Annotated in this window: 21 protein-coding genes, 1 tRNA gene and 2 pseudogenes; 18 read left to right on the top strand and 6 right to left on the bottom strand. The window is 58.6% G+C overall.

What is annotated here, in order from left to right; all coding sequences use genetic code 11:
- Positions 1–145 precede the first annotated feature (145 nt).
- Positions 146–1588: a LuxR C-terminal-related transcriptional regulator gene (locus NKI99_RS31535; protein WP_031212654.1), complete on the bottom strand. Its 1443-nt coding sequence runs from the start codon at positions 1586–1588 to the stop codon at positions 146–148.
- Between the two features lie 192 nt (positions 1589–1780).
- Here NKI99_RS31535 and NKI99_RS31530 point away from each other — a divergent pair, with 192 nt between their 5' ends.
- Together NKI99_RS31530 and ligD are read left to right on the top strand one after the other, a co-directional pair.
- Positions 1781–2155, top strand: a complete 375-nt coding sequence (locus tag NKI99_RS31530; protein WP_352613367.1) for a hypothetical protein — start codon at positions 1781–1783, stop codon at positions 2153–2155.
- A gap of 424 nt (positions 2156–2579) precedes the next feature.
- A pseudogene (gene ligD / locus NKI99_RS31525) lies at positions 2580–4351 on the top strand (DNA ligase D).
- 50 nt (positions 4352–4401) lie between these two features.
- Here ligD and xth read toward each other — a convergent pair.
- Positions 4402–5199 carry an exodeoxyribonuclease III gene (xth, locus tag NKI99_RS31520; protein ID WP_352613365.1) on the bottom strand — a complete coding sequence of 266 codons (798 nt, stop codon included), beginning with the start codon at positions 5197–5199 and terminating at the stop codon, positions 4402–4404.
- 551 nt (positions 5200–5750) lie between these two features.
- Here xth and NKI99_RS31515 point away from each other — a divergent pair.
- From NKI99_RS31515 to NKI99_RS31465, 11 genes are all read left to right on the top strand, one after another.
- Entirely contained in the window at positions 5751–6920 is a 1170-nt protein-coding gene (locus tag NKI99_RS31515; protein WP_352443095.1) for a fasciclin domain-containing protein, read from the top strand.
- Between the two features lie 914 nt (positions 6921–7834).
- On the top strand, positions 7835–9472 hold the full coding sequence (locus NKI99_RS31510) for a methyl-accepting chemotaxis protein (protein ID WP_023809629.1): 1638 nt from the start codon (positions 7835–7837) through the stop codon (positions 9470–9472).
- A gap of 23 nt (positions 9473–9495) precedes the next feature.
- Positions 9496–9963: a chemotaxis protein CheW gene (locus NKI99_RS31505; RefSeq protein ID WP_127297589.1), complete on the top strand. Its 468-nt coding sequence runs from the start codon at positions 9496–9498 to the stop codon at positions 9961–9963.
- The gene (locus NKI99_RS31500; protein WP_023809631.1) at positions 9960–11198 is read left to right on the top strand and encodes a CheR family methyltransferase; all 1239 of its coding nucleotides are present in this window, start codon (positions 9960–9962) and stop codon (positions 11196–11198) included. The genes NKI99_RS31505 and NKI99_RS31500 overlap by 4 nt, the downstream gene beginning before the upstream one ends.
- Complete coding sequence (locus NKI99_RS31495; protein ID WP_127297588.1) at positions 11198–11902, top strand: chemotaxis protein CheW; 705 nt, start codon at positions 11198–11200, stop codon at positions 11900–11902. The genes NKI99_RS31500 and NKI99_RS31495 overlap by 1 nt, the downstream gene beginning before the upstream one ends.
- On the top strand, positions 11899–14172 hold the full coding sequence (locus NKI99_RS31490; RefSeq protein WP_023809633.1) for a hybrid sensor histidine kinase/response regulator: 2274 nt from the start codon (positions 11899–11901) through the stop codon (positions 14170–14172). The genes NKI99_RS31495 and NKI99_RS31490 overlap by 4 nt, the downstream gene beginning before the upstream one ends.
- Before the next feature lie 22 nt (positions 14173–14194).
- A complete protein-coding gene (locus NKI99_RS31485; protein ID WP_127297587.1) occupies positions 14195–15214 on the top strand; it encodes a chemotaxis response regulator protein-glutamate methylesterase in 1020 nt (339 codons plus the stop codon).
- A 64-nt stretch (positions 15215–15278) separates the two neighbouring features.
- Positions 15279–16232: a response regulator gene (locus NKI99_RS31480; protein ID WP_023809635.1), complete on the top strand. Its 954-nt coding sequence runs from the start codon at positions 15279–15281 to the stop codon at positions 16230–16232.
- Positions 16233–16594: 362 nt separating this feature from the next.
- Entirely contained in the window at positions 16595–17053 is a 459-nt protein-coding gene (locus NKI99_RS31475; protein ID WP_023809636.1) for a YidB family protein, read from the top strand.
- A gap of 438 nt (positions 17054–17491) precedes the next feature.
- On the top strand, positions 17492–19228 hold the full coding sequence (locus NKI99_RS31470) for an adenylate/guanylate cyclase domain-containing protein (protein WP_352613363.1): 1737 nt from the start codon (positions 17492–17494) through the stop codon (positions 19226–19228).
- 111 nt (positions 19229–19339) lie between these two features.
- Complete coding sequence (locus NKI99_RS31465; protein ID WP_023809638.1) at positions 19340–19876, top strand: GNAT family N-acetyltransferase; 537 nt, start codon at positions 19340–19342, stop codon at positions 19874–19876.
- A 164-nt stretch (positions 19877–20040) separates the two neighbouring features.
- On the opposite strand, the gene NKI99_RS31460 is transcribed toward NKI99_RS31465, so the two are convergent.
- Entirely contained in the window at positions 20041–21027 is a 987-nt protein-coding gene (locus NKI99_RS31460; RefSeq protein WP_081734773.1) for a 5'-nucleotidase, read from the bottom strand.
- Between the two features lie 366 nt (positions 21028–21393).
- Between NKI99_RS31460 and NKI99_RS31455 the strand changes: the two genes are divergently transcribed.
- Genes NKI99_RS31455 through NKI99_RS31445 form a run of 3 tightly spaced genes read left to right on the top strand, consistent with a single transcriptional unit; the run spans position 21394 to position 23965 of the window.
- Entirely contained in the window at positions 21394–21768 is a 375-nt protein-coding gene (locus tag NKI99_RS31455) for a DUF3489 domain-containing protein (RefSeq protein ID WP_245273115.1), read from the top strand.
- A gap of 5 nt (positions 21769–21773) precedes the next feature.
- Positions 21774–22280, top strand: a complete 507-nt coding sequence (locus NKI99_RS31450) for a DUF2924 domain-containing protein (protein WP_032908834.1) — start codon at positions 21774–21776, stop codon at positions 22278–22280.
- Positions 22277–23965 carry a recombinase family protein gene (locus NKI99_RS31445; protein WP_023809640.1) on the top strand — a complete coding sequence of 563 codons (1689 nt, stop codon included), beginning with the start codon at positions 22277–22279 and terminating at the stop codon, positions 23963–23965. Before NKI99_RS31450 ends, NKI99_RS31445 begins: the two co-directional genes overlap by 4 nt.
- Positions 23966–24177: 212 nt before the next feature.
- On the opposite strand, the gene NKI99_RS31440 is transcribed toward NKI99_RS31445, so the two are convergent.
- Positions 24178–24253: transfer RNA gene (locus NKI99_RS31440), tRNA-Ile, on the bottom strand.
- 135 nt (positions 24254–24388) lie between these two features.
- Here NKI99_RS31440 and NKI99_RS31435 point away from each other — a divergent pair.
- Complete coding sequence (locus NKI99_RS31435) at positions 24389–25099, top strand: SIMPL domain-containing protein (protein WP_352613361.1); 711 nt, start codon at positions 24389–24391, stop codon at positions 25097–25099.
- Positions 25100–25345: 246 nt separating this feature from the next.
- On the opposite strand, the gene NKI99_RS31430 is transcribed toward NKI99_RS31435, so the two are convergent.
- Together NKI99_RS31430 and NKI99_RS31425 are read right to left on the bottom strand one after the other, a co-directional pair.
- On the bottom strand, positions 25346–25702 hold the full coding sequence (locus NKI99_RS31430; RefSeq protein WP_023809642.1) for a hypothetical protein: 357 nt from the start codon (positions 25700–25702) through the stop codon (positions 25346–25348).
- 253 nt (positions 25703–25955) lie between these two features.
- Positions 25956–26402 carry a YcgN family cysteine cluster protein gene (locus tag NKI99_RS31425; protein ID WP_013530173.1) on the bottom strand — a complete coding sequence of 149 codons (447 nt, stop codon included), beginning with the start codon at positions 26400–26402 and terminating at the stop codon, positions 25956–25958.
- Positions 26403–26598: 196 nt separating this feature from the next.
- Between NKI99_RS31425 and NKI99_RS31420 the strand changes: the two are divergent.
- Positions 26599–26975: pseudogene (locus tag NKI99_RS31420) on the top strand (OmpA family protein); the annotation flags it as partial.

Raw genomic sequence — 26975 nt, 5'->3', positions numbered from 1 at the left:
GTGAGTTGCTTGGCTCTTACAAGCTGATGTAGATCATCGTTGAGCGTCGGCTGTTTGGAGTTGCAGAGCTGAAGCTGCCATTCAGCTTCCGGCCCCAATGCTGCCGAGGAGCAATGCGCCTCTGAGGTGACCAGGAGTGAAGAAGCTATGCCAAACCCGCACGACGGGCGCCTTCTCTGATTGCAGCAGTGGCGACAGGATTGGTAACCGGATAGGTTCTGATGAACACCTCAGCCGTGAAATTCGGGAACTCGTCCTTCAGTCGCGAATTGATCCTGGCGACCTGAGGCGTTTCATTGAGCATCGCATGAGCCATTGCCACAAACAGAAGTGTGGCGGGCGAATCTGGCGCAGATTGACGTAGCGCGACCAGGGATTCACGGTAAAAGCCTAGAACGTAGCTGCATCGCGCAAGCATTCCATAATACCAAGGAACATAAGGATTTAGCCGGACCGCTCGCTTGGCCAGTTCGTAGCCACGCTTCGGGTCGCTACCAACAAGAGCAAGGCTACCCGCAAGAAAGGCAAGTGAGTCCGCGTCATTTGGAGCAGCCACCGACACTCGGTCATGTTCTTCGACAGCAGCTTCGACATCGCCCTGCAATGCCCGAAGATCGGCAAGCATTATGCGGGCGTAAATGTCGGCCGGATCGAGCGCCAGCGCTTGCTTGACACATTTGCTCCAGCTCTCGATCGAGCCGGAAAGGTTGTCGGTAAACCCGTTGATGGCTTCCACAGCATGCGCAAGTGCCAGCGCGGTCCAAGCTCTTGCTAGACCCGGGTCGAGTTCGATCGCACGCGCCAGTAGCCGTATCGCCTCCTTGTTCGACTCACGGGTGAAAAGGTGCTTCTGCTCAAGCCCAAGCAGATAGCAGTCATAGGCCTGCAAACTTGCTGGAGCCTTCCGACGAGCAGCATCGCGTCGCAGATTGGCGAGCTGACCGTGGCAAGTTGCAAGGACATTGATGACGTTTTCGGTCACGCTGTCCAGCATCGCAAACAGGTTGTTCGCGGAACGATCGTAACGCATCGTCCAGACATCGACCCCTGTGTGGGCGTCGACGAGTTGGACGCGGATGCGCACCCGCTGCCCGTCCACTTGAAAACTTCCCTCGATCACATAGTCGGCATTCAACTCTCGTCCGAGAGCTCGCACGTCAACACGCCGTCCCTTGTAGGAAAGCATTGTTTGGCGGGCGATCACCGCAAGGTCCCGGTAGCGAGAGAGATCAACTATGAGGTCCGCCGACAAACCATCAGCGATACGAGTCCAGCGTTCTTCTCCGCTTAGATTGTCGAACGGGAGAACTGCGAGGACCGGCGGACCCGGCTCGTCGGTCGAAAGACTTCCGGGTGGTGCATGGCTGCGGTCCTGCTGGCGGTGATCGGCAAGTAACCCAGCAAGCGCCACTTTACTGCGAACATCGAGCTTCCGATAAATGGCCGAAAGATGGGTCCGAACGGTGGTAGGCGCTATGAAGAGTGTTTCGCCAATTTCGCGATAAGTCATTCCCTCCGCAAACTTTGCCGCGACCATCAACTCCCGATCCGATAAGCCGGCGAGAGGATTGCCTACGGGGCGAAGCATCGTTCCATTTTCCTTGCTGCCGACCTGTGGCCAGAACCCGATGGCCTTACATCAGGATGAAAATACTACAGATGCGATATCGAAAACACTGCATTTGCACGATTCCATGCGACGGGTCAGCATCCTAGTCTCTGCAGGTGGGCAGGTTAGGTTGCTTGGCAGGCCTGGTCGATTTAGAACACGGAGGGCTCCATGACAAAGTTGCCTGTCTTGACCGTACTACTGGTGCTTTTGGTGTCGGCGGGGCCATGCTTGTCCGAAGGTACCAAAACCGACAGCAAACTGACTTCGGAAGAAACGGTGAAAGCTGCCAGCGCTGAACTGTATTCCGACATTCTCGTGCGAGCATGCAGGAACGGATGGCGGTATCCGCGCAGCTACATTGAAAACGGATTCAGGCGCCACCTGGCGGAGCTGAAACTGCAGCTTGTCGATCAGGGTTACACTGTCGTACCCGACATGACCGCGAATGATCCGCAGGTCCAAAGAACGATATCGAGGACCAAACGCCGTCTGGTTGGCTCGCGCCAATTCAGCTGTTCCCACCCATACTGGCGCGATGAATGACTCCAACGCGACGGTGTGCAATCTGATAGCCTGATTTCCGGCGGTTCTCCCCAGGTTGGAAGGATGGCGTTGACGAATGGCAGGTTGTTATTCCGGGAGGAGTGACACTCCTCCTGGGGCTGTAAACAACTTCATGGAATGACCGCTCTTCGGCTGCGTGGCTCCGCAAGCTGCCGATCCGCTCCCGGCCCAAAAGCCGAGCTAGCCTCAGTTGGCCCTTAGTAGGCGAGTGATAGCCCAATTTTCCTGCAACGAAGACCCGCTAGGCCCGCTGACCGACGAAGAAAGTGCGATTTCTCCTGTCGTTGATCTCCCTTGCAGCCGGCTGGCCCAGGATTGCCGGTGCAAGCAGTCGAACATGCTATTTCGCTAAAACCTGGAACCTATTGGTGCACTGAGCCTTGAGTCGCGGTTCGGAGGGTGCATGAGTAAGGCAGCAAACGGGCTCTCTTTCGTCGAGTTTCAGTCGCCGACTCTGGTCGCAACGGCGCCCGAGGGCAGCGAATGGATTCACGAGATCAAGTACGATGGCTACCGCACTGAGCTGATCATGCAGCGTGGCAAAGCACGGGCCTTCACGCGCCGTGGCTACGACTGGTCGCATCGATACCGCCGGATAGTTGAAGCAGCGGCGGGCTTGCCGGTGAGGACCGCGATCATCGATGGGGAGGCTGTCGTTCTCGGCGACACCGGCCTTCCGGATTACCAAGCCCTGGAAAGAGAGTTGGGCAATCCAGATTCCGCGAGACTCATCTTTTATGCGTTCGACCTGCTGCACCTTAACGGGCGCGATCTTCGGCAACTGCCATTGGTGAAGCGCAAGGCAGCCCTGGAGAGGCTACTGGAGAACACCGCGCCGACACTGACCTATGCCGAACATCTGGAGGTAAGCGGCAAGGATGTGTTTCAACATGCCTGCCGGATGGGGTTGGAGGGGATCGTATCCAAGCGCGTCGATGCGACCTACGGCTCGGGGGTTCAGACCAGTTGGTTGAAGGTAAAGTGCATCAAGAGCGACACCTTCCCTATCGTGGCTTTCGTAGAGAAACTCGGTGCTCACCCGCGCCGCATTGCATCGCTTTATATCGGGCGCCGCGAGGGCAACCGACTGCTCTATGCCGGGAAGGCTCGCAGCGGGTACACCTTGAGCGCTGCGAAACTTGTGCGAGAGCGGCTTGACCCGCTGATCATCAGCAAGTCGCCTTTGTCAGAGCCGATTGTGAAGCCGAAAGCGACTTGGGTGAAACCACACGTGCTGGCCGAGGTCCAGTTCAGCGGCGTCACCGATCGCGGGGTGCTGCGCGAGGCAGTGTTCAAGGGTTTGCGCGAAGACCTCGTGCCAATCCCGGCCAAGCCTCAAGCGCCATCAAAGCGACGCGGGCCAACCCGGAAACATGGCGTTCCCAGTGAAAACATCCTGCAACTGCTGCCAGACGCTGTCTCGCCCTCCAAGGACGAGCTTGCGCGTTACTGGGAGAGGGTTGCGGATCATGCCCTGGTTCATCTCGGCCACAGACCGCTGAAGCTGGTCCGCCATGCTCATGGCGCGACCTTCTATCACAAAGGCGCACTGCCGCAGATCCCGGCGGCAGTGCATCAATTGCGGCTGCAGAAGCGCGAGGGTGGCGAAGGTGTGCGCGTGTGGGTGGACGACCTTGCCGGTTTGCTGGGACTGGTCGAGATGGATGCGGTAGAGCTGCATCCCTGGAACGCCACCGTCGACGATATCGAACATGCCGACCGTATTGTTCTGGACCTTGACCCCGGCGAGGGCGTGGAGTGGGAGCAAGTCATCGAGGCCGCACTGGCGCTCCGCGACATCCTGGAAGCGGAAGGGCTGGAGAGCTGGCCGAAGGTTACTGGCGGCAAAGGCATTCACCTGATGGTCCCGCTGGAGAGCAAGATCACGCACGACAGCGGCCGCCTCTTGGCCAGTCCTTCGCCAATCGGCTCGCTGAAGCGCATCCGGACCGCTATCTACTTTCGGCCTCGCCGTCGGCTCGAACAGGCCGCATCTTCATTGATTACCTCCGCAATGGTCGGGGCAGCACTGCGGTGGGCGCCTTCTCGCCACGGGCGCGCCGCGGTTTTCCAATCGCCCATCCGGTGACCTGGAGCCAGGTTGAGGCAGCCATCCGTCCAGATGCCTTCACGATCGACCGTCCGTTCAGGGCGGCCCTCAGAAAAGCTGCGTGAGCGCAAACGCCGGAAATGAAGAGTGCTCGCCGGAGACATCCCGAATGAGATCACGTCGTGTCTTTGCCGGACCGGCCGAGTTCTATCCAGGCTGGCGCATGATCACTCGGCTTTTCCCAACCGCGCACGTCAGCGTCAACGCCGGCGTCACACAACCTGTCCGAAAGGGATGGGCTGACCAGAAGATGATCCATCCTCAGGCCGGAACTTCGATCATAGCGACCCTGGTAGGAGAAGTTCCAATAGGTGTAGACGCCTTTCTCCGGGTGGATGCGGCGGACGCCATCGGTCCAGCCGCCATCAAGCATTTCGGCATAGGCTTGCCGGCTCTCCGGAAAGTAGACTGCATCGCCTAACCAACGTTGCGGCACCACGGCATCGATCGGGGTGGGCACGACATTGTAGTCGCCGCAGAGAATGCTTGGGACGCCTTCCCTGAGCAGCAGCTTGCCGTAGCTGATCAGGCGGTCGAACCAGCGCAGCTTATACTCGAATTTCGGGCCAGGAGCGGGATTGCCGTTGGGCAGGTAGAGGCAGCCGACGACGATCCCATCCACCTCAGCCTCAATATATCGGCTGTGCGTGTCGTCAGGATCGCCCGGGAGCCCACGACGGCGCTCCAACGGCTCTTTTCCACGAGCGAGTATGGCTACGCCGTTGTAGGACTTTTGCCCGTGCCAGATTACGCCGTAGCCGGCGTCCCTGATGGCTTCGGCGGGGAATTTCTCATCCGAGGTCTTCAATTCCTGAAGGCACACGACGTCATAGTCGGTCTGACCCAGCCACTTGATGAGCACAGGCAGGCGGCCGTTCACACCGTTGACGTTGAATGTTGCGATGCGGGTCATCAGGAGCTCTCTCCAAAACTCTTCACGCGGTATCAAGGTGAATGGCTCAGCAGTTGATCCCTCACTACGCTGCACAGGAAGACCGCATGCCGTCGGACCCTCTGCCATCAGATTTCGACATCGTTGATCCTCTCGGCTCCTTTTAACCGCCGAGCGTGGGGAAAGTTCAAGATGACAGCGATAGGATGAGTCCGGCCGAACTCGAGCGAAACTCTCAGGCAGGTGCGATGCGGCCCTCGACTGACTGAATGTCTGAAATGCGCCTCGAAGCCGACATCAAGAGTCGGCGTGCCGAACGTCCTGTCTGGCAGAGAGCGAACAGGCAGCTTACGGTATGATGATCCTCAGACGGGGCCGTTCGCGGCCCCTAAACTCGCGTTGAAAATCCTTGGCGCGCCATTGCAGTAGTGATGTCACCGCCTCCCGCAGTTTCATTGGTGGCGCAATCGTAAGGCCAAACGTCCAAAGAACTGCGCCTTGGGCAAATAGCCAAGGTCACTTATCAAAACTGATGGTTATGATAAATTCGCTCTCTCTGGGCGGAGTTTGGCATGAAGCGTCGACTGATTTTTGCAGTGTGCATCCTGATAAGTCAGGTGGCGGTCGGAAACGCCCAGACGGTTGAGACGGCGGTAGCACGCGCCCAGACGACTTCCGACAACAATATCATCCAGAATGCCGCTCTTTCCAAGGACTACACCACCCTTATAGCAGCTGTGAAAGCGGCCGGGCTGGTTGAGACGTTGGAGGGTAAAGGCCCGTTCACTGTTCTCGCGCCGACAGACGCCGCATTTGCAAGATTGCAGCAAGGTGCAGTGCAGGTTCTTCTTGCGCCCGAAGCTAAAAACGAACTCTCCAAAATCCTAAAGTGTCATGTGATTTCCGGAGATCTGAGTACCGACGCGATCCTCGCTGAGATAGCCGCGAACAACGGAGCCTACTCGGTCGACACAATCGGGGGATGCTCTCTCACTTTTCGGGCGGCAGGAAGCAATATTTCTGTAACGGACCAATTTGGCGACATTGCCAGTCTCGTTGCCAGCGACGTGAAACAGACGAACGGCTTGGTCTACGCGGTCGACAAAGTACTTTCGCCCGGCGCTCCAGACACCTCTCACGAAATTCACGCCTCTAGGATCTTTGCCGGACCGAACGAATATCCACCCACTAATTTCGCGGCTTATGGGATTCTGGCATTCAAATCGAAAGTTACCATCTACGACCAGGAACGGCAAAAGATGCTGTGCGAGGCGTTTGTGAATGCCGTCCTGCCGTCGTCGTCGCTCGTCGTCCCTACAGCGGCCCAAATGGTAACGGTATGGCCGATGGACAGCGCCGAGCATGCAAAGGCCGCAACCAAGGCGAACATAACCAGGACCTGCGACGAAGCCCTTCAGGATTATGGACTGGCTGTTTCGCAAAAGGCAGTCCGCGATGCAGTTGCAAGCGGCGTTGCTGTCGACGGCGACGGGCCTTTTCTGATTGCGTGGGCACCGCCGACGCAAATCGGAAAGCCTGGTGCTGTGGTTCTTAAAGCCGACCTTTCAACAGTGACCGAATACAAGATGGCAAGTGACATCATGCACCGGTGGGTAGTGGAAATTGAAAACAGGCCCGAGCTTTGGAGATCGGGAACGTTCGATAGAAGCTTGATCGCAACAGCTCGCGAGTGGGCGGATCACTACGGGTCCCTGATCTTTTCAGTCGTCGGTGTAAAGTGACGCCCTTCCTAGATTTCATAGCCGGGTTCGGTGTGTCCGGAGTGGTGGGATTGGTGCTTGGGCTCATTGCGATGACGATCATTGCGCCAAACACCACTGGTGGAGCGTTGCTAATCATTTTTGTTGGGATAGCAGTGGGGATTATTTTCGGCGCGATTTACCGCTCATTTAGACCAGCTAAGACGCCACCCGAAACGAAACAGTGAAATTTGCTGAGTACACGAAACGCGCTGGACTAAAAAAAAGATATTGAGTAAAAAAGCCGCCGAAGCGGGTTTTTCGTTATCAAATACTAGCCAAAAGCGCGGGGCCGAGGATCATTACCTCCGGCGGCCTGTCTGGAGGCAAAGCGCGGGAATATTCGAGGCCGCCCAGAGCGATCTGCAGGGCATTTGCTGATCCAGCAGAGCCGGGAGATCGGACTGAAGGCACGGATATTTGATGTGATTCTGTACCTCTTCTCAAGCAGCGTTCTGACGGTCGCTGGCGCAGACAGACCGTCAGAACGCCGATCATCACGATGTACGCTTTTGGACGCGGCAAATGTCGACCTTCTGGCCGAAATGAGGCGCATTGCAGACTGGCGACTCTGGGCCGCAAGCGGGAGGTCGGCTTTCGGGCATCGAGCTGACCTAAGCAGTCATTCAACTCATGGCCACAAGTAGCTCATACACGCTCCTCTTGACGCGGCGTGCCACCCTAGCCGATGTCGGGCTGATGTGCGTGGACGGCAGGACGTCCTTGACCACCGCTTCTGGCGCCGCCCATTGGCGAGCCGCCTCTCCATCATTTGCGATGGAACGGAAAAGAAACCATTCAGCATCAGACTGCCGCTTTTCGACGCACCTTTTCGAATACGTCGGAACGAGCGCTTGTCGCGCAGCCCACGATGCCCCCATTGGTGAACCGGTTCCATGAAGAGTCTGACAATACGCCACCGCATCCTCGTCAGTTTCGCTGCCGTTCTGGTGGTCATGTCCGTGATAGCTGTCATGGCGTACGCCTGGTTTCTTCAGGCGGGCCAGGAGGCGACTGAGGTCGAGAAGGGCATCCTACCGGACCTTTATCACAGCACCGAGATCATGACGGGCCAGATGGCGGCCCATAGTCTGCTTCAGGAATTTGCCCTTCAGGAAAACCCGTCGGACAGAAGCACGCTTGAAAGCGCGATCACGACCAATCGCGACCAAGTGCAGCGATCGATGGACGACTATGAGGCAACAATCGTCTCGGACATCGACAAGCAGAATTATGCACTCGTCAAAGAACTCGCCAACCAATTCCGTCTGGCTGAAACTGCTGTGCTGGACACAAGCCGGGCTGCCTTGTCGAAAGGTGAAACTCCCAATGAAAGCCCGGCCCTCAAGAACACCGTAGAGCCGATTTTTGTAAAATTGCAGTCCGCTCTGCAGGCCATGGTTGAGGATCATAGAGGCGAGGCAAACAGTGCGACCCAGCGGATCAGCTCGATCGTTAGAACGGCCGAAGTCGGTTTGAGTGTTGGCTTGTTGGTAGCCCTCGGGCTAGCCCTTCTTTTGGGTTACCAGCTGTTTCGCGCCATTACAGGTCCGCTCACCCGTTTGGTCAACGCGGTTCAATTGATGCGGCAAGGCGACTTCAGCGAACGCCTCGATCTGATGCGCCGAGACGAATTCAGTGTGCTTGCCGACGGCTTCAACGCAATGGCGGACGATCTCACAACCCTCATTGGTCAGGTTCAAAGGTCCAGCATACAGGTCGGCACGTCGATAACTGAGATCGCCGCCACCTCCAAGCAACAGCAGGCAACTGCGACTGAAATCGCAGCGACCACAACAGAAATCCGCGCGACAGCCAAGGAAATCTCCGCCACATCAAACGAGCTGGTCCGCACGATGAACGAGGTCTCCACAGTTGCCGAACAAACGGCTGCCGTCGCCGGCGGAGGTCAAGCCGGGCTGACCCGTATGGAAGAAACCATGCAGCAAGTCATGGAAGCGGCCGGCGCGATCAATTCCAAACTCGCGATCTTGAGTGAGAAAGCCGGCAGCATCAATCAGGTGGTGACGACCATCACAAAAGTCGCCGATCAGACGAATCTGTTGTCGCTCAACGCTTCCATCGAGGCTGAGAAGGCAGGCCAATATGGCCGGGGTTTTGCAGTTGTAGCGACGGAAATCCGAAGGCTCGCGGACCAGACGGCTGTCTCCACCTACGATATTGAGCAGATGGTCAAGGACATCCAGTCGGCAGTCGCGGCCGGGGTGATGGGCATGGACAAGTTTTCCGAGCAGGTCCGCCGGGGTATGCAGGAAATCCAGCAGGTCGGCGGGCAACTCTTCGATATCATTCAGCAGGTTCAGGGGCTGGTGCCACGTTTCGAAGTCGCCAATGAAGGCATGCAAGCACAGGCGACCGGCGCGGGGCAGATCAGCGACACGCTAACCCAGCTAAGCGAGGCAGCTCAGCAAACAGTCGAATCCCTTCAACAATCGACGCTCGCGATCGACGAGCTCAATCAAGTCTCAGGCGGCATGCGAAGTAGCATTTCGAGGTTCAAGCTGCGAGCATAGCGAGTCGGCAGTAGGAGGTGACAATGCTATTCCTCGCCTTCAGCATGGGTCCGGATCGCTACTTGATCGATGTCCACCAAATTGAAGAGGTGCTGCCCTATTTCGATGTGAAAGTTCTTCCGGGTGCGCCAACTGGTGTGGTGGGTTTGGTCAGCTATAACGGAATACCCATCCCTCTGATCGATGTTACCCATCTTGCGCTTGGCCGGCCATCGGAGCGCCTATTGAGCACCCGGATCGTTGTGACGCGCTATCCGGCGCATGATGGCGAGCAACGCCTGCTGGGGCTGATCGCGGAACGGGTGACGGATACGCTCGAGCGACACCCTGCCGATTTCGCGCCGTTCGGACTTGAACAAGGAACCCCGCCCTATCTTGGGCCGGTGGCTTCCGATGGTTCGGAGATCATTCAGTGGGTCAAAGTGGAAGCGCTGCTTTCGGAAGAGATTCGTACCGCTTTGCTCCGCCAGGCCGCAATAGGTGATCAATGACCGGCGCAATAGAAAAGCTCCTGATGGAAACCATCGGACTGGACAGTGCCAGTGTTGGTCCGACAGTGGTTCGTCAGGCGGTCAGAGACCGGATGGAAGCATGCCGGATAACCAACCCTCAGGCCTATAGGGAACACTTGACCGTTTCCTCGCAGGAGCTGCAGGAGCTGATCAATGCGGTGGTGATCCCAGAGACCTGGTTCTTTCGCGACCGAGAAGCGTTCACGATGCTGGCGCGGCATGCGCGCGTGCACAAGCCTGCTCAGCCGATAAGAGTCCTGAGCCTGCCATGTTCAACCGGCGAAGAGGCTTATTCGGTCGCCATGGCGATGTTCGATGCCGGCTTTGAGGCGCACGAGTTCAAGATCGATGGCGTGGACGTCAGCAGTCGCAATATCGCCACGGCTGAACGCGCCATCTATGGGCGCAATTCGTTTCGCGGGAGCCATCTCGAATTTAAAGATCGCTATTTCGAAGCGGCTGAGGGCGGGTTGCGGCCTATTGCTGGGGTGCTGAAACAGGTTCGGTTCAGGGTAGGAAACCTGTTCGGCTCTCGCGCTTTCGGGCAAGAGGTCTATGACATCCTGCTTTGCCGCAATTTGCTGATCTACTTCAATCGAGAGCTGCAGGATCGCGCATTGAGCTGCCTGAAGGACCTGCTGGCCAAGGACGGACTTCTTCTGGTCGGTCCGGCGGAAGCAGCTCTTCCAAGGTTGCATGGCTTTATTTCCGCTGAATGGCCATTGGCCTTTGCCTTTCTGAAATCGGAGGCCGTCAAGACCACGGCGCCGAAAGTTCCGGCCGCCGTCCCGGTGCGGGCGCCAAGCCCGAAGGTCAACAAGAGCGAGCCTCTTCTTCCGTTCCGACCGACAATTGGCAATGAAGGCCGTAGGCAGGCTCCGACCAAGCCGCTTGCACAGGCCTCGGAAAGCCTCATCGCGGTTGAACGGATCGCCAATGCAGGACGGGTAAAGGAGGCACAGGAGGTCGCCCTGGCGCATCTCAAGGAATTCGGTCCTTCCGCGGAAATCTTCTACCTGCTGGGCCTCGTCCAAGATGCGGATGGTTCTGCACCCGAAGCCGCGCGAAGTTATCGCAAGGCGCTCTATCTCGCACCAAATCATCGAGAAGCTCTCGTCCATCTGGCCTTGCTGCTTAGCAAGCAAGGCGACCATAACGGCGCCGAGGCGCTGGCCGGCCGGCTGGGTCGGGTCCAGAAAAGGAGCGGCGGCTGATGGCGGCTTCGACAAAGATCGCTCAGCCGGTGGAGGAGATTGCAATCGACGACTGCTGGCGGCAAATAGGCGTACGGGGCGACAAGTCATGTCCGCTACTGGAGCAGCATCTCCACTGCCGGAATTGCCCGACCTACAAGAAGATTGCACGACGCCTTCTTGACCGTGCAGCGCCCTCGGCATACCGCGACGAATGGCATGATAACGCTGATCGTGCAGGGATCCATTCGACAGACAGCGACGCGCTGCAGACGGCCGTTCTCTTCCGTTTGGGGGACGAATGGCTTGCACTGCCGGTCGGTATTTTTCATGAAGTGGCTGAATCTCGTCGCGTTCATTCACTTCCACACCGCAGGAACAGTGCACTGCTCGGTATTGCGAATGTCCGTGGTGAATTGCTCATTTGCCTGTCCCTGGCCGAATTGCTCGGGATAGACGAGCGCAAGGAGGGGGAACAAGGCACACGCACCAAGGTATTTCGCCGCCTAGTCGTGGTAGGCGAGCACGACAAGCGGGTTGCTTTTACGGTTGACGAGATCCACGGCTTACATCGGTACCAAGAACGCGACACTCTCGATGTTCCGGCCACGATTGGCAAGGCAGTGTCGGCCGCTACAGTTGCCGTGCTGCCGTGGCAGGGACGAGCCGTTGGCTGTCTCGATCCACGACAACTGCTCACGATGCTTGACCGGAGCATCGCATGACAGATGGAGACTTCAGCCAGGTTTCGATGCTCACCCTCTTCCAGGCCGAACTGGAGACGCAGTCACAGGCTCTAACCTCTGGGCTTCTGGCACTCGAACGCGATCCTATCGCCCCCGACGCCCTGGAAGCATGCATGCGTGCCGCGCATTCCCTGAAAGGAGCTGCCCGCATCATCGACTTGATGCCTGCGGTCAAAGTTGCAAATGCGATGGAAGACTGTCTGGTCGCAGCGCAACGTGGGCATCTGAGGGTGCGACGGGAGCATATAGATGCGCTTCTGCAGGGCTCTGACCTTTTGAAATTGATCGCATCGGGATCATCGAGCGAGAGTGCCAACTCAGAAGTAGAAAGCTTTCTCGCGAAGTTCGAGGAATTGTCCCTCCCCGAGGCAAAGCCCGGGACCCAAGATTCTGCAGCTGATTTCGCAACTCCAGACCATGCCCAGGAGCAACTGGCGACGACCTCTTCAGCGAACGTCCTAGTTGCGGCGGTACCGCAAGCGCACGGCAGCATCGGCTCTGATAGAATGGTCCGGGTGACGGCAGACAGCCTGAACCGATTGCTCGGGTTGGCTGGCGAGTCGCTGATGGAAGCTCGGCGGCTCAGGCCATTCGCTGATGGGCTGCTACGGCTGAAGCGACTTCAATCGGACCTCGCAAGTGCGTTCGACAATCTTCATGCAGTGCTGCCGCCGGTTTTAAACCATGCGGCGGTGATGGAGGCGCTGGCTGAGGCGCAGCGAAAGCTTCGGTTAAACCAAGCGTTCCTGGCGGAGCGTCTCGATGAATTGGATTCAGTTGATCGGAAAGCGACCGATCTTGCCAACAGGTTGTACGACGAAACGTTGGCGAGCCGGATGCGGCCTTTTGAGGACGGCGTGCGACACTATGCGAGAACGATCCGCGACCTCGGTCGTACCCTTGGCAAGCGGGTGCGACTGGAGATTGTAGGCGGCTCGACCGGCATCGACCGCGATATTCTCGAGCAGCTTGATGCCCCTTTGGGGCATCTCCTGCGCAACGCTGTAGACCATGGGCTTGAACCGCCTGAGGAGCGCATCGCGATGGGGAAACCCGAAGAGGGGCTCATCAGGCTCGAAGCGAGGCATAATGCCGGGCTGCTGCAGATAGCCGTGGTGGACGACGGCAGGGGGGTCGAGCTCTCGAAGCTGCGCGAGACCGTCGTCGCCCGGCAACTTGCAACCAGGGAAAGTGCTGACACACTCAGCGAAACCGAATTGCTCGCATTCCTGTTTCTGCCAGGCTTTTCGATGAAAGCGGGCCTTACCGACGTCTCCGGTCGCGGTGTGGGGCTTGATGCAGTGCAAGCCATGACGAAGGAAGTCCGGGGAGTCGCAAGCGTCTCCTCAGAATTTGGGCACGGAACCCGATTTCAACTGCAATTGCCGCTGACGTTGTCGGTCCTGCGCACGCTGCTCGTCGATGTTGATGGGGAGCCCTATGCTTTTCCACTCGCTGCCATTTCCAAGACTTTGAAACTGCAGCGGACGCAGATCAATCTCCTGCAGGGCCGGCCACATTTTCGATTGAATGATCGACAGATCGGGCTGGTCACCGCGCGCGAGGTGCTGGATCGAGGTGAGCCCGGATCGGAACCGAACGAACTCTCGGTCGTCGTCGTGGATGCGGGTCGGGGCGATGCGTACGGCCTGATCGTCGACCGTTTTCTCGGGGAACGCGAGTTGGTGATCAGACCTCTGGACCCACGGTTTGCCAAGATCAAGGACATCAGCGCAGCAGCCCTGATGGAAGACGGTTCGCCTGTTCTGATCTTCGACGTCGACGATCTGATCCGATCGGTGGAGAAGCTTGCATCATCCAGCGGACTTCGAACTCTTCGGCGCGCCGCGGGCGGTCCCGAAGCGAGCAGGCGCAAGCGCGTGCTCGTGATTGACGATTCACTGACGGTTCGCGAACTCCAGCGCAAGATGCTGGGCAATTACGGTTATGAGGTCGAAGTTGCGGTCGACGGTATGGACGGGTGGAATGCCGTCCGGTCTGGTCCTTTCGATCTCGTCGTCACCGACATCGACATGCCTCGTATGGATGGCATCGAGCTGGTGAGTTCGATCAGAAAGGACGCTCATCTTAAGAACACACCCATCATGATCGTTTCATACAAGGATCGGGAAGAAGATCGCGCGCGCGGGCTCGACGCAGGTGCGGACTATTATCTGACCAAGAGTAGCTTTCAGGACGAGGCGCTGATCCATGCCGTCGTGGACATGATTGGCGAGGCGGTTGAATGAGAACGAGATGGGAAGCCAGCGAATGAGAATCGGCGTGGTCAACGACATGCCCATGGCGGTTGAACTTCTGCGTCGACTGGTCCTGTCGACCGGCGAACATCAGGTCGCGTGGATCGCGACCAATGGGCGAGAGGCGGTCGAGGTCTGCAGACGTGATCTGCCGGATCTCATACTCATGGATCTAGCGATGCCAGAGATGGACGGCGTGGAAGCGACCCGCAGAATCATGGCGGAAACCCCGTGCTCAATCTTGCTGGTGACCGCTAGTATCGAAGCCAACCTCGCCGGCGTCTACGAAGCAATGGGTCATGGCGCGCTTGACGCAGTCGATATTCCCTCAGTGGGCATCGAAGGTAACGCGTCCTCGCAATCCGCCCGGCTTTTGACGAACAAGATAGGGACGATCGGCAAGCTGATTGGTGATGCGCCGACCCAGGCAAAAAGGCGGATGTCACGTGCGGCTGAGCCGACACCTCGACGCCTGATTGCAATCGGTGCCTCCGCGGGCGGGCCGGCTGCCGTTGCCGCAGTCCTGAGTTCGTTTCCCGTTGACTTTGGCGGCGCGATTGTACTCGTCCAGCATCTCGATGCTCAGTTCGTTCCAGGCCTCGTTGATTGGCTGGGGCAGCATACGCCTCTCCCGATCAGTCCGGCGCGGGAAAGGGATAGTCCTCAAGCCGGCACCGTTCTCGTTGCCAGTTCTGCGGATCATCTGGTTTTCAAGTCAGCTCGGCAACTTGGCTATACGCCCAGCCCCAAGGACAATGTTTATCGGCCGTCCGTAGATGTGTTCTTCGAAAGTGCGGCGCAATGGTGGCCCGGCTCGGTGACTGGTGTTCTGCTCACAGGCATGGGCAGGGATGGTGCGCGCGGGCTGAGACAGCTCCGCGACAAGGGGCATCTCACAATCGCGCAGGATAAAGCAACCAGTGCCGTCTATGGCATGCCGAAGGCCGCCGCCGACATCGGCGCGGCTGTTGATATTCTTCCTTTGAGTGCTATCGGCTCACGTATAATCGAAGCCTGCGAGCGCTCCACGTGAAAGGGCCCGTCCGATGACGCAAGAACCAGAGCTGGTCCCGCCACTCGCAGATAATTATTCATCCATGGTTCTGCTCATCGATGATCAGATCATGGTTTGCGAGGCGGTCAGGCGCGCTCTAGCCACCGCGCCCGATATTTCCTTACACTTCTGCACCGACCCATTGAGAGCGATGGCGGTCGCGGATGAGGTAAAGCCAACGGTTATTCTGCAGGATCTCGTCATGCCCGGGGTCGATGGGCTGCATCTGGTGCGAGAATACAGGAAGCATGGGTCGACACGCGCGGTCCCAGTCATTGTGCTGTCGAGCAAGGAAGATCCAGCCACCAAGGGCGAGGCGTTCGCTGCGGGAGCGAACGACTATCTCGTCAAACTGCCGGACCGTATCGAGCTGATTGCACGTATTCGATATCACACGCGGGCCTATCTGGATCACGTCCAGCGAGACGCGGCGTACCGAGCGCTAAGGGAAAGCCAGCGACAGCTGATCAGTGCAAATCTCGAGCTTGAACGTCTGACGCGGATCGATGGCCTGACGGGTCTAGGCAACAGGCGCTATTTTGACGAATATCTGGCGGCTGAATGGAAGCGCGCTTTTCGCGCACAGTCCCCATTGTCGCTGTTGATGATCGATGCAGACAACTTCAAACGATACAACGATACCTATGGCCATATGGCCGGCGACGAGGTGCTCAAGCAAATCGCCCGCGTAATCCAGAGTGGTTCCGGCCGCTCCACCGATCTCGCTGCGCGGTACGGAGGCGAAGAGTTCGTCATCGTGCTGGTCGACACTTTACTGGAACAATCCAGCGCGATCGCAGAGCGGCTCGTCCAGAGCGTGCGGGAATTGAACATACCCCACGGCCCGGATCGCGTGACCATCAGCGTTGGCGCCGCAACAGCGGTACCCACCGAGAACGAGACGCCAAACGATTTCGTCAATGCCGCCGATTTGGCTCTGTTTCGTGCCAAATCGGAAGGACGAGATCGTGTTGCGCTTCATATGTCCCGCAGCTAGAGAAGCTCAATGCACCTCCGAAGAGCGGGTGTGTAATTTGAGGCTAAGATGGGGCGTGAGAGCGGCACTCGGTTGAAGATAGGAGCCGGACAACGGGCTTGAAGACTGGTTGGGCAAACGTTGGGAATGACAGCGACAGCGAGCTGGCCAGGTTCCGCTCCCTCCTCCTTATCATTGCGCCGCTTAAAACCCCAGGGTTGATTGCCGTGTGAAGCACTGGCGCGGCGAGGAAAACTTGCGGCGCGCTTCGCTGCAGAATTCCGGGAGGAGAAGGCTGAGCGTGTTCCAGAGGTCTATTAACTCCAGCAGGCGGAACCTTGCGAGCCTCGAAGCCTTCTTCCTGTTAGCTAAGGAGGAAACCAATGGCAAATCTGGGAAGACTGGCTGTCGCGATGCTTGGCATTCTTGCTTACCAAAATCGCGATAAGATCGGTGACTTGATCCGCGGCGCGGGAAATCGAGATCCAAACAACACACAAGGCGGGCTCTTGGATCAGCTGTCCAAGGGCGTCTCCGGGACCGCGTTTGGAGACATCCTCGACCGCTTCAGAAATGCAGGAGCGGGATCGAAGGTCGATTCGTGGGTTAGTACCGGACCCAACGAACCGATCGACCCGAAGGACGTGGAGACGGCAATTGACGAGGACACTCTCACTGCGCTTTCGATGCAAACTGGTCTGTCGCGCGATGAGTTGATTGCCCGGATCACTAAAGACTTGCCCGAGGCGGTCGACAAGCTGACGCCAAGGGGCGAACTGCCAGCAGCGACCGATGAGATCGCACTCCTAGATCAGGTGCCGCCACGCACTCCAGAGCGGTAAACGGGGGATTACATCGACCGTTAAATTGGCCGCGCCGCAATCCGGAGCGCATGACTGAACGGCGGGCCACGGCCTGCCGTTGGGCGCCGCGAAGGAAAGAGTGGTGAAAGGGGGCGATCTTCTCTTTGGACTGGTTGTGATGAGGCGGGACCCTGGCACAGGTCGGCGTTGAGTTCCACTCTGCATTTTATTCAACATGACCCTAAATTGATTGGTCCACCCGGTTCCGAAACGACACAATGCGGGCTCGGCTGAGGCCCCTCCGTCTTTGAGGTATCGTCCTCGCGACCGCGTAAACAAGAAAGTGAATGATCGACCGACGTGACGCGATCACCCCATGTAGCGGCTTGCCGATCGAGCTTCAAAGTCAGCCTGATAGACTTTTGAAATAGACGTCATACAATCCCATTTTTCTGCTTTCAATGAAAGCAAAGCGAAATGGCCGAAGAACGCGCCCAACGCCGTCTTGCCGCCATATTGGCCGCCGACGTGGTGGGCTACAGCCGACTTCTGGACCTGGACGAGCAAGGAACATTGAACGCGTTAAAGAGGAGGCGGAAGGAGATCCTGGAACCACTGGTCCGCGACCGTCACGGCCGTGTCGTAAAAGTGATGGGTGATGGCGTCCTAGTCGAGTTCGGAAGCGCAGTGAACGCGGTGTCATGCGCCGTCGAACTCCAGAAGCGGATGATGGCCGCGAACGAGGGTTTGGCGTTCGACCGACAAATCAACCTGCATATCGGCATCAATCTGGGCGATGTCGTTGTCGAGGACGGCGATCTGTTCGGCGATGGCGTTGTTGTCGCAGTGCGGCTTCAGGCAATGGCCGGGGCCGGAGATATCTGCGTCTCCGGCAGCGTCTACGATCAAGTCAAGCGAAAGCTTGAATGCGACTTCGACGAACTCGGTCCGCAAGCGATCAAGAACGTTGCCGAACCGGTATCCGTTTACCGGATTCGGTTATCGGCCTCATCTGAAAGTGGCGGACCGGCAGAGAAAGCGCCGCTGCCGCTCCCCGGCAAGCCCTCCATCGCCGTCCTTCCCTTTACGAACATGAGCAACGATCCGGAGCAGGAGGCTTTTGTCGACGGCCTCACCGAAGACCTGATCACGGATCTGTCGAGGAACAGCGAGTTGTTTGTCATCGCCAGCAACTCGGCTTTTGCATACAAGGGCAGGCATATGGATGTGCGTCGCATCGCGCGAGAACTGGGAGTGCGCCATCTTCTTGAGGGTAGTGCACGGCGGGCAGCTGGACGGGTGCGTATCAACGCTCAATTGATCGATGCGATCGGGGGCGACCACCTTTGGGCCGAAAGATTCGACCGAAGCCTTGAAGATATCTTCGCTGTTCAGGACGAGGTGACCGGCAAGATTGTCGAGGCTCTGGTGGGCCGTCTGACCGCCGCGCCGGGGCGCAACAGACCGAAGAACCTGGAGGCCTATGATTTATGTGTGCGTGCACGGGCCTTGGGCCTGCAAACGGCACTCACCGCGAAAGAAGCCATTTTCCTGCTGAACCGGGCAATTGCGCTCGATCCGGAATATGCGGAGGCGCATCGTTGGCTGGCACTCAACCTCTGGCTGGGCTGGGAGTTCTGGGACGAACCGATGGACCCCAATCGCACAAGTGCGGTTGCCGAAGCACAGCAGGCGGTCGAACTCGACCCGAATGACGCTGGGAACCGATGGGTATTGGGCGTTATACTAGGACATGAGGGTCGCTGGGCGGAATCGGATGCCGAATTCGCCGCCGCCCACAAGCTGGATCCCAACCACGCCGACGCATGGGCAATGCAAGCTGAACTGACGACGGAAAACGGCCGGCCTGCCGAAGCCATAGAGCAGGTGCGCAAGGCGCTGCGGCTCAACCCTCACCCGCCCGGTTGGTACTACTGGATGTTGGGCCAGGCTCAGTATGCCATCGGCGACTACGAATCCGCGGTTCAAACGTTGCGGAGACCCGAAACTTATCGCACGACTTCACGACGCCTGCTTGCAGCAAGCCTTGCGCAACTTGGCCGTTTGGAGGAGGCGCGCTGGGAGGCGGAAATGTTCATGATAAGCAATCCGCACTTCACAATCAGGCATTGGTCAGCTTCGCAGCCTTTCCCGGCCGAGGACGTCCGACGGCATATCGTGGAAGGCTATCGCATGGCGGGGCTGCCAGAATGACTGTCACGGCTATGCCGTCGGGGCCGCAGTGGATAGCGTCTCGAGGCTGCCGCAGCAGCGAATATTTGGTCTCTTCTGCCGGAACGAAATTCGTCAAATCGAGACTTGAACATGGCAAGTGAAGACTTTCGGCACCGGAAAGCACAACGGGAGGATCTCCCGGCCCTGATTACGCTCATGGACGCGGCGATCTCTGAACTCCAGAAGCCCTTTCTAGATGACGCTCAGATCCAATCCAGCCGGGCCATCATGGGGCTGGATACACAACTTGTCGACGACGGCACTTACTTCCTCGTGGAGCACAACGGCGTTTTGGCAGGTTGCGGCGGTTGGAGCCGGCGCGCAACGATGTATGGTGGAGATCAGTCGCCTGGACGTGATGCAGCGCTGCTTGATCCTGCCAAGGACGCAGCACGCATCAGAGCCATGTACACCCATCCGGACTTTGTCCGGCGGGGGGTCGGCCACTTGATCCTTGCGCTTTGTGAGCGTGCCGCCAAGGCCGAGGGCTTCGCCCGTGCTGAGCTGGCAGCTACCGCGGCCGGAGAGCCACTGTATCGCGCCTGCGGGTACCAATCCGTCAAGAAATTCTTCGACGAGCGTGGCGGGGCTCCGGTTCCTATCCTGCTTATGAGCAAGACGCTCTGACCTCCGGCTTACAGGGCAGTCGCACGCAGTTGGCGGCGCTCGCCGGCACGGAATGCTCACCTATACTTCCGCCCCAAGCCGCCGTTCGGCTTCCACTATGCCCAGATCGCATGCCGTCACGTTCGGACGCTCAGTCAAAGCGAACGAGATCTAATCCTGAAGAATCAGCCGGCCGGGATTACCGGCGCAGCCGGATCGTGAGGTCCGGGAACATGGCCGGCAGGAACCACTGCCGCCGCGCCTAAAACGTGCTTCTCTTGATCATCAAAGAAAATGTGGGCCCCGAGCGCCTTCAGGATGGGTGCTTTCTCACGGCTGCCTACGAAGTGCGCCTCGTCAGCTGGTGTTCCCCACGCTCTCAGCGTCCGAATTACGCGCTCATGCGCAGGGGCGTTCCGGGCAGTGACAAGTGCGATGCGGACCTTACTCACGTTGCCCTCATTAAGGAAAACTCGGCGCAATGCCGATAACTTGTGAAGAAAATTGCCAAACGGGCCGCGCGCCATCGGATTGCTCGCGTTCGCGGTCTCATGCGCAAGGAAAGCCTCCAGGCCCTTTTCTTTGTAGATTGCGTCGGACTCGGGGCCAAACACTACAGCATCGCCGTCGAACGCGACCCGGACCTCGCCCTGGGGTGTTTCGGCACGATCCTTGGGCGCCAAGCCAAGCCGAGCAGCGGCTGCTCCGCCGTCCACCGCTCCTTTTACATCCGTGTCCGCGTTTGAGAGAAATAGGTCAATGCCCCAAGCAGGAACAAAAGGAGCGAGTGACCGCCCGCTAGTAAAACTGCCTGTCTTGACGACAAGCCCATAATGATCGATCGACTTGAACGCTCGGAGAGAGAGGTCGGGCGAGTTCTGGGACAGAAGGATCACTTCAACATACGGAGCAGCCTCAGGATCGTTCAGCGCGAGTAACCGCTCGACTACCTCAAAGCCAGCACCCCTGCGGAGGATCACGTCCTCGCGTTCGAGTTGCATGGCCGCATACGACTTGACGCCGTAGTTCTCGAATACGCGATGTTCCTCCTCCAGATCAAAAAGAGCGCGCGTAGAGATTCCGATGCGGAGAGGGCTGGCCCTTAGCGTAGACCCTGGATCGCCATTCCCCTTGTCATCTTCGGCTGTAAGAGAGGCTTCCGCGATTTCCATTTGCCCTTCCTCCGATATTAAGACAGCCTAGGCAATGCCCTTTCTATATTTGACTTATTTCCGAAGAATTGAAGATCTGCGGTTCATTGCGGATCGCTGTCATTTCATCGCGATTTCCTAACTTTTCAAATGCCAGATGGACTTGGGAGCATCGACACGTCGTGGGAAGGTCCACTGGTGTGGTCTAAGCCCTCGAAGGCAGCGATATTCGACTGGACTTCATACGGCAACGAAGCATTGGTGTTGCCAGCGCAGCAGAAGAACAATGGATTAACAACGAGCAGAATCTCCAGCCCGCCAAGACAGCGGGCTTCGGTCAGTACAAGCGCCGGAATGGTCCGGGCTTCTAACTGATGGAGATTTGAAATGTCTATCTTTAACAACACCACTATGAAGGCCGACAATGCGGAAGCCGCCGATACGGCACCCAGCGTCGACGACAGCACCCCAACCCGGAAGCCGCGCGAGAAGTCCGTGGTGACCGTCGCGGTGACGGTCAAGAAGGCAAAGGACGAAGCGCCCGCAGCGCCTACCAAAACCGACATCGTCCTCAAGAAGCTGAAGTCGGCCAAAGGCGCTACAATCCAAACCCTGATGGATGCGACGGGATGGCAGGCGCATTCGGTGCGGGGTTTCCTCTCCGGTACCGTCAAGAAGAAGCTTGGCCACGAACTGCTCAGCGACACCGGCAAGGACGGACAAAGGCGGTACCGCATTGCCGAGGCGAAGACCGCCGGTTGACCTAGATGCGCAAAAGACAGGATCTGGATAGTGAGATCGCCGGGATTGGCGGTCTCACGCGTGATGAACTCACGGCAGCATGGAAAAAGGCCTATGGCTGCCCGCCGCCCAAAGGGGTCAAACGTGGGTTGCTTGAACGGTCGGCCGCCTGGCATCTCCAGGCCAAGCGATTGGGTGGTTTACCTTCGACCGTCAAGAAAACACTCGGAGCAGGCAACGCGCGCCAGTCCAACGTAAAGGCTGTCCAACCGAGCAATACTGGACCGGATCGCGAGGACGGTGTTCCGTCGGTCCGAGCAGCGTCATCGGATAAGGCACTAACGTCGCCGCCACGATCCCTTCCGCCAAGAATCGGCTCCCGTCTGGTGCGGGAATGGAATGGCCGGATGCACGTTATCGAAGTGGTCTATGACGGCTTCGTGCTCGATGGCAAGACGTACGGATCGCTGTCGGCTGTCGCCCGCCGCATTACCGGCGCCCATTGGTCTGGCCCGAGGTTCTTTGGCCTATGACAGCAATCCCTCGCCTCAACTGCGCGATCTACACTCGCAAATCGACCGAAGAGGGATTGGAGCAGGAATTCAATTCGCTCGATGCCCAGCGCGAAGCGTGCGCGGCCTTCATCGCATCGCAGGTCGGTCTTGGCTGGAAGTTGATGCCAAGCCACTACGATGACGGCGGGATTTCGGGCGGCACGATGGAGCGCCCTGCCCTGCAGCGTCTCCTACAGGACATCCGGGACAAAGAGGTCGATGTGGTGGTCGTCTACAAGATCGACCGCCTCACCCGTTCGCTGATGGATTTTTGCAAGATCGTCGAGATCTTCGATGCCAGCTCCGTCTCGTTTGTCTCGGTCACGCAGCAGTTCAACACCACAACCTCAATGGGCAGGCTCACGCTCAACGTGCTCTTGTCCTTCGCCCAGTTCGAGCGAGAGGTTACAGCAGAGCGTATCCGCGACAAGATCGCGGCCTCGAAGAAGAAAGGCATGTGGATGGGTGGCGTGGTGCCCCTGGGCTATCGTGTCGAGTACCGCAAGCTGGTGATTGACGAAACCGAGGCACAAACAGTCAGACACCTGTTCGCCCGCTATCTCACCCTGAGGTCAGTGCGCGACCTTGTCGATGAGGCTGCGAGCGACGGGGTTTCCACACGATCGCGACACCTCATAGACGGATCAGTTGCAGTTACCATGCCGTTTGGTCGCGGCAACCTCTACCACCTGCTTTCGAACCCGGTCTACGTCGGCAAGATCAGGCACAAGGATCAGGTCTACGATGGAGAGCACAAGCCAATTGTCACGTCTGCCACGTTCGACGAGGCCCAGGCACTACTTGCCTCTCAGGCGCCGCGGCGGCGAAGCGAGTCCAATGTCACGCAAGCCCATTTGCTCACCGGTCTGCTCTTTGATGAAGCGGGCGAGAAATTGCGATCGGTTCATGCCAATAAGCAAGGTGTTCGCTACCGATACTATGTCTCAAAGCAGTTCGTCGATGAGCGCAGGAAAGGTTCCGAGGGCTGGCGTCTTCCGGCACCCGCACTTGAGTCAGTTGTTGAGCATCGCCTCAATCGGATTCTCAGTGATCAAGCCCAACTGTCTGATTGGATTCGGCAATGGGCAGACTCTGGCGAAATCCAGGCAGCGATGCGGCGAGTTGACGAGATGCGGTCGTGTTGGGCTTCAGGCACTACGGATGCGAAGCGATCTCTCCTCCAAAAGATCGTTCACAGGATCACCCTCAAGCTTGGTTTATTGACCATCGAACTGGATCGCCGCTCGCTATCGGAATTGCTTCTCGACCGAAAGCTGCCACCCAACGATAGCGCCCAAGTAACTTCCATCGAATGTCCAATCGGAATGAAGCGTCGCGGCGTCGAAACGCGGATCGTGCTTACCAACGGATCCAATATCAACCGGGCACCCGATGCCGCCTTGATCAACCTTCTGCGCCGCGCCCACCTATATCTCGGCCAACTTACAGACGGAGTCGGTCGCAGCCTTACCGACGTTGCCATGCTCAACGGCACCGATACATCCGAGGTCAGCCGCCTATTGCCCTTCGCTTTCCTCGTTCCAAAAATTGCGGCCAACATCGTTGCAGGTGATCAACCTGTTGAACTAACGGCGCACCGGCTGTCCCGATTGTCGGACCTCCCCCTTACTTGGACTGACCAGGCTGCACTCCTGGGCTTCTAACCATCCGGCGAGCATCTCGCTGACCAGTCGACCATCGCTTTGGCAAACACTTGGCTACGGAATTCGCCCGACAGAGACGGACGACTAAAAGTCGGGTGTTTTGCGTTTACCGCGGCGTCTCAGCCAAGTGTTGCCCACTACTCGGCGCTAACCCACGGAAATGTCGGAGGTATTCTGAGACGGTCGAAACCCCGAAAAACGAGGGGACTGGATGGTGGGCCCGGAGGGACTCGAACCCCCAACCAAGCGGTTATGAGCCGCCGGCTCTAACCATTGAGCTACAGGCCCCACGCGGGCTGGATTAATGTTTTTCGCATCGCGGCACAAGGCTTTCCCTACGGGCTTCCGCAGATCGCCCAAATCAACCCATAATCGCGCTCTACGCGACCCCTTGCGACTTGATCGCAGACCAAGGAGATTTTCATGACCAGACATCTTTTGCCTCTCGCGCTCGCCGCTGCAATCGTTTTTCCGGCGATGGCTGGAGCCGCCGATCTGCCGACGCCGCCCCGCATCATCGTGTCGGGCGAAGGCGAAGCAACCGTAGCCCCCGATCTGGCGGTCCTGACGCTGAGCGTCATGCGCGAGGCCAAGACCGCGCGCGCCGCGCTCGATGCCAACAATGACGCCATGGCCGCCGTGATCGCGGCGATGAAGTCCGCCGGCATCAAGGACCGCGATCTGCAGACCGCTGGCATCCAGATCAACCCGCGCTACAACTACACCAACAAGCCGGACGGCAGCCAGGAAGCCGAACTCGTCGCCTATCAGGTGACCAACACGCTTTCGGTGCGGGTGCGCGACGTCGACAAGACAGGCGAGGTCCTCGACAAGGCGGTGTCGCTGGGCGTCAACCAGGGCGGCGGCATTGCCTTCACCAACGACAACCCGGCAGCCACGGTCACCGAGGCGCGAAAGAAGGCGGTCGCCGACGCCATGGCCAAGGCCAAGACGCTGGCCGAAGCCGCCGGCGTCAGCCTCGGCCGGGTGCTCGAGATCACAGACCAGAACATCAGGCCGGCGCCGATGCCGATCAATGCCAAAGCCTTCGATGCCGCGGCCGGCGCGGCTCCGGTACAAGCCGGTGAGAACGCCTACAATGTGCAGGTCACCGTCACCTTCGAACTGAAATAATCGGCTCTGACGGTCCGTAGCTGAGCCTAGCCACGGCAATCATCAGCCAATAGCGTGCATGAAAAACCCCGCAGGATTGCTCCCGCGGGGTTTTTTCGAGCCACACCCTTCAAACGGAAAGGGGCTCGGCTAGTCCCGGCTGATCTTCGTAGGAGATCATGCTGCCAGACCGACCTTCACTGAAGGTCGTGTCTCCCGGCTGATCCTCGCAGACGATCATGCCTCTATGATCCGCCAAAGCCGGCCTTAGCGATAGATGACGGGGCAGCCGCGCTCATTGGCGAACACGACGACGACGCGGTCGCCGTCCTGGCGGCCCATCACCTTCACCGTACGACGGCTGACGTCGACGATGCGGGCACGGCGCAGACCCATGCGTTCGGCCTTGTCGAGGGCGCGGTCCGGCGAGCAGCCACGGCGCCAGTCGCCACGGCGCTCGTCACGGCGATGGCGATAACCGTCGTCACCGGTATAGACGCCGAAACGCGGGTCGTTGTTGTTGCCGAAGCCGAGGTAAAGGCTGTCGGCGTGAGCGGGAACAGCCGCCAGCGTGCCGAGACCGACCAGGGCCGAAAGGGCTGCCGTCTTGATCGTGTTGAACATCGTCTTCTCTCCTTTTGCGGGCCTTCGCCCCTTGTGAACCGATGAGGGGGAGAATGCGCTTGCCTGTCTGAACTCTTTACGAACCTGCCGTTCATCTCCGGTTCATATGGCGGGAAGAAGGAAAGTTCCGGCCATTTGCCGTCGTCCCCAGCCCTTGGTGAAGGCCAGAACGTCTGACTCGACGCCCCGGTTCCAACCCCGCTGATTGGCCGAATGCATTCGAACGGGAGGCTCCTGCTCACCGTCGCTGGTCCTACGGCTCCTCGTCCAGCACATAGTCAAAATAGTCTTCCGGCTCGGCAAGATCGGTTTCGCTCGCCTTGACCCGGCCGCGCATCGAGATGCCGGCTTCATGCACGGTCTCGGCGCTGCCCGACACCAGCCGGTGCCACCAGTAGAGGTCGCGGCCTTCGGCCACCAGCCGATAGGCACAGGTGCTGGGCAGCCAGCTGATGGTTCGCACATTCTGCGGCGTCAGCCCGACGCAGTCGGGAACGCGCGCCAGCCGATTGGCATAGTCCGAACAGCGGCAGGTCTCGGCGTCGAACAGCCGACAGCCGACGCTGGTCCAGTAGATCTCGCCAGTGTCCTCGTCCTCAAGCTTTGACAGGCAGCATTTGCCGCAGCCGTCGCACAGTGATTCCCACTCGGCCGGGCTCATCGCCTCCAGCGCCTTGGTTTTCCAGAATGGCGTTTCCATTTCCGGGATGTGGCCCCAGCCGCGGGCAAGGTCAAGCGCGGCAATGGTCGCAATGCGGCTATCGCCAGGTGAATGACATGAAGTTGCCTTCAAAAGGTCGGTCAATCGCCCCGTACGGCCTCTATCCGTGCCAGACTGGAACCAATCGGCACAAGATCGGTTTCGGCAAGGATGGGACCCCACAAGGAGAATTTCGATGAAACGCCAACCACGGATTCTGGCAGGCACGGCACTTGGCCTGTTGATGGCATCCGCGCCGTTGGGCGCGTTCCCGCTTCAGGGAAGTGTCGCGTCCGGCCTTGCCCAGCGCACGGCAGCCCCATTCATCCTGGCGCAAGCAGCATGCGCCGAAGGCGAAGCGGCCGAAGCCTGCGCACAAAAGCAGCAGGCGGAACCCGAACAGAAGCGCGAACGCAAGAAGGCCGAGCCTGAACAGCAGGCCGCGCCTGCCCAGAGCGAGCAGCCCGCCGAGGAGCAGCAGCCACGCCGGAAGAAGCGCGACCAGCAGCAGCAGACCGAGCAGGCGCCGGCCGAACAGGCCGCTCCAGCCGAGGAACAGCAGCCGCGCAGGAA

This window comes from Mesorhizobium sp. M0239, assembly GCF_040321815.1.
GTDB lineage: Bacteria > Pseudomonadota > Alphaproteobacteria > Rhizobiales > Rhizobiaceae > Mesorhizobium.
The sequence above is the reverse complement of the archived record's forward strand: the minus strand, read 5'-3'. Positions and strand labels throughout refer to the sequence as shown.

What these genes read in the sequence shown, in the direction of transcription:
- NKI99_RS31535 (WP_031212654.1), bottom strand. Translation starts at nt 1,588, where the DNA reads ATGCTTCGCCCCGTAGGCAATCCTCTCGCCGGCTTATCGGATCGGGAG.
- NKI99_RS31530 (WP_352613367.1), top strand. Translation starts at nt 1,781, where the DNA reads ATGACAAAGTTGCCTGTCTTGACCGTACTACTGGTGCTTTTGGTGTCG.
- xth (WP_352613365.1), bottom strand. Translation starts at nt 5,199, where the DNA reads ATGACCCGCATCGCAACATTCAACGTCAACGGTGTGAACGGCCGCCTG.
- NKI99_RS31515 (WP_352443095.1), top strand. Translation starts at nt 5,751, where the DNA reads ATGAAGCGTCGACTGATTTTTGCAGTGTGCATCCTGATAAGTCAGGTG.
- NKI99_RS31510 (WP_023809629.1), top strand. Translation starts at nt 7,835, where the DNA reads ATGAAGAGTCTGACAATACGCCACCGCATCCTCGTCAGTTTCGCTGCC.
- NKI99_RS31505 (WP_127297589.1), top strand. Translation starts at nt 9,496, where the DNA reads ATGCTATTCCTCGCCTTCAGCATGGGTCCGGATCGCTACTTGATCGAT.
- NKI99_RS31500 (WP_023809631.1), top strand. Translation starts at nt 9,960, where the DNA reads ATGACCGGCGCAATAGAAAAGCTCCTGATGGAAACCATCGGACTGGAC.
- NKI99_RS31495 (WP_127297588.1), top strand. Translation starts at nt 11,198, where the DNA reads ATGGCGGCTTCGACAAAGATCGCTCAGCCGGTGGAGGAGATTGCAATC.
- NKI99_RS31490 (WP_023809633.1), top strand. Translation starts at nt 11,899, where the DNA reads ATGACAGATGGAGACTTCAGCCAGGTTTCGATGCTCACCCTCTTCCAG.
- NKI99_RS31485 (WP_127297587.1), top strand. Translation starts at nt 14,195, where the DNA reads ATGAGAATCGGCGTGGTCAACGACATGCCCATGGCGGTTGAACTTCTG.
- NKI99_RS31480 (WP_023809635.1), top strand. Translation starts at nt 15,279, where the DNA reads ATGGTTCTGCTCATCGATGATCAGATCATGGTTTGCGAGGCGGTCAGG.
- NKI99_RS31475 (WP_023809636.1), top strand. Translation starts at nt 16,595, where the DNA reads ATGGCAAATCTGGGAAGACTGGCTGTCGCGATGCTTGGCATTCTTGCT.
- NKI99_RS31470 (WP_352613363.1), top strand. Translation starts at nt 17,492, where the DNA reads ATGGCCGAAGAACGCGCCCAACGCCGTCTTGCCGCCATATTGGCCGCC.
- NKI99_RS31465 (WP_023809638.1), top strand. Translation starts at nt 19,340, where the DNA reads ATGGCAAGTGAAGACTTTCGGCACCGGAAAGCACAACGGGAGGATCTC.
- NKI99_RS31460 (WP_081734773.1), bottom strand. Translation starts at nt 21,027, where the DNA reads ATGGAAATCGCGGAAGCCTCTCTTACAGCCGAAGATGACAAGGGGAAT.
- NKI99_RS31455 (WP_245273115.1), top strand. Translation starts at nt 21,394, where the DNA reads ATGTCTATCTTTAACAACACCACTATGAAGGCCGACAATGCGGAAGCC.
- NKI99_RS31450 (WP_032908834.1), top strand. Translation starts at nt 21,774, where the DNA reads ATGCGCAAAAGACAGGATCTGGATAGTGAGATCGCCGGGATTGGCGGT.
- NKI99_RS31445 (WP_023809640.1), top strand. Translation starts at nt 22,277, where the DNA reads ATGACAGCAATCCCTCGCCTCAACTGCGCGATCTACACTCGCAAATCG.
- NKI99_RS31435 (WP_352613361.1), top strand. Translation starts at nt 24,389, where the DNA reads ATGACCAGACATCTTTTGCCTCTCGCGCTCGCCGCTGCAATCGTTTTT.
- NKI99_RS31430 (WP_023809642.1), bottom strand. Translation starts at nt 25,702, where the DNA reads ATGTTCAACACGATCAAGACGGCAGCCCTTTCGGCCCTGGTCGGTCTC.
- NKI99_RS31425 (WP_013530173.1), bottom strand. Translation starts at nt 26,402, where the DNA reads ATGGAAACGCCATTCTGGAAAACCAAGGCGCTGGAGGCGATGAGCCCG.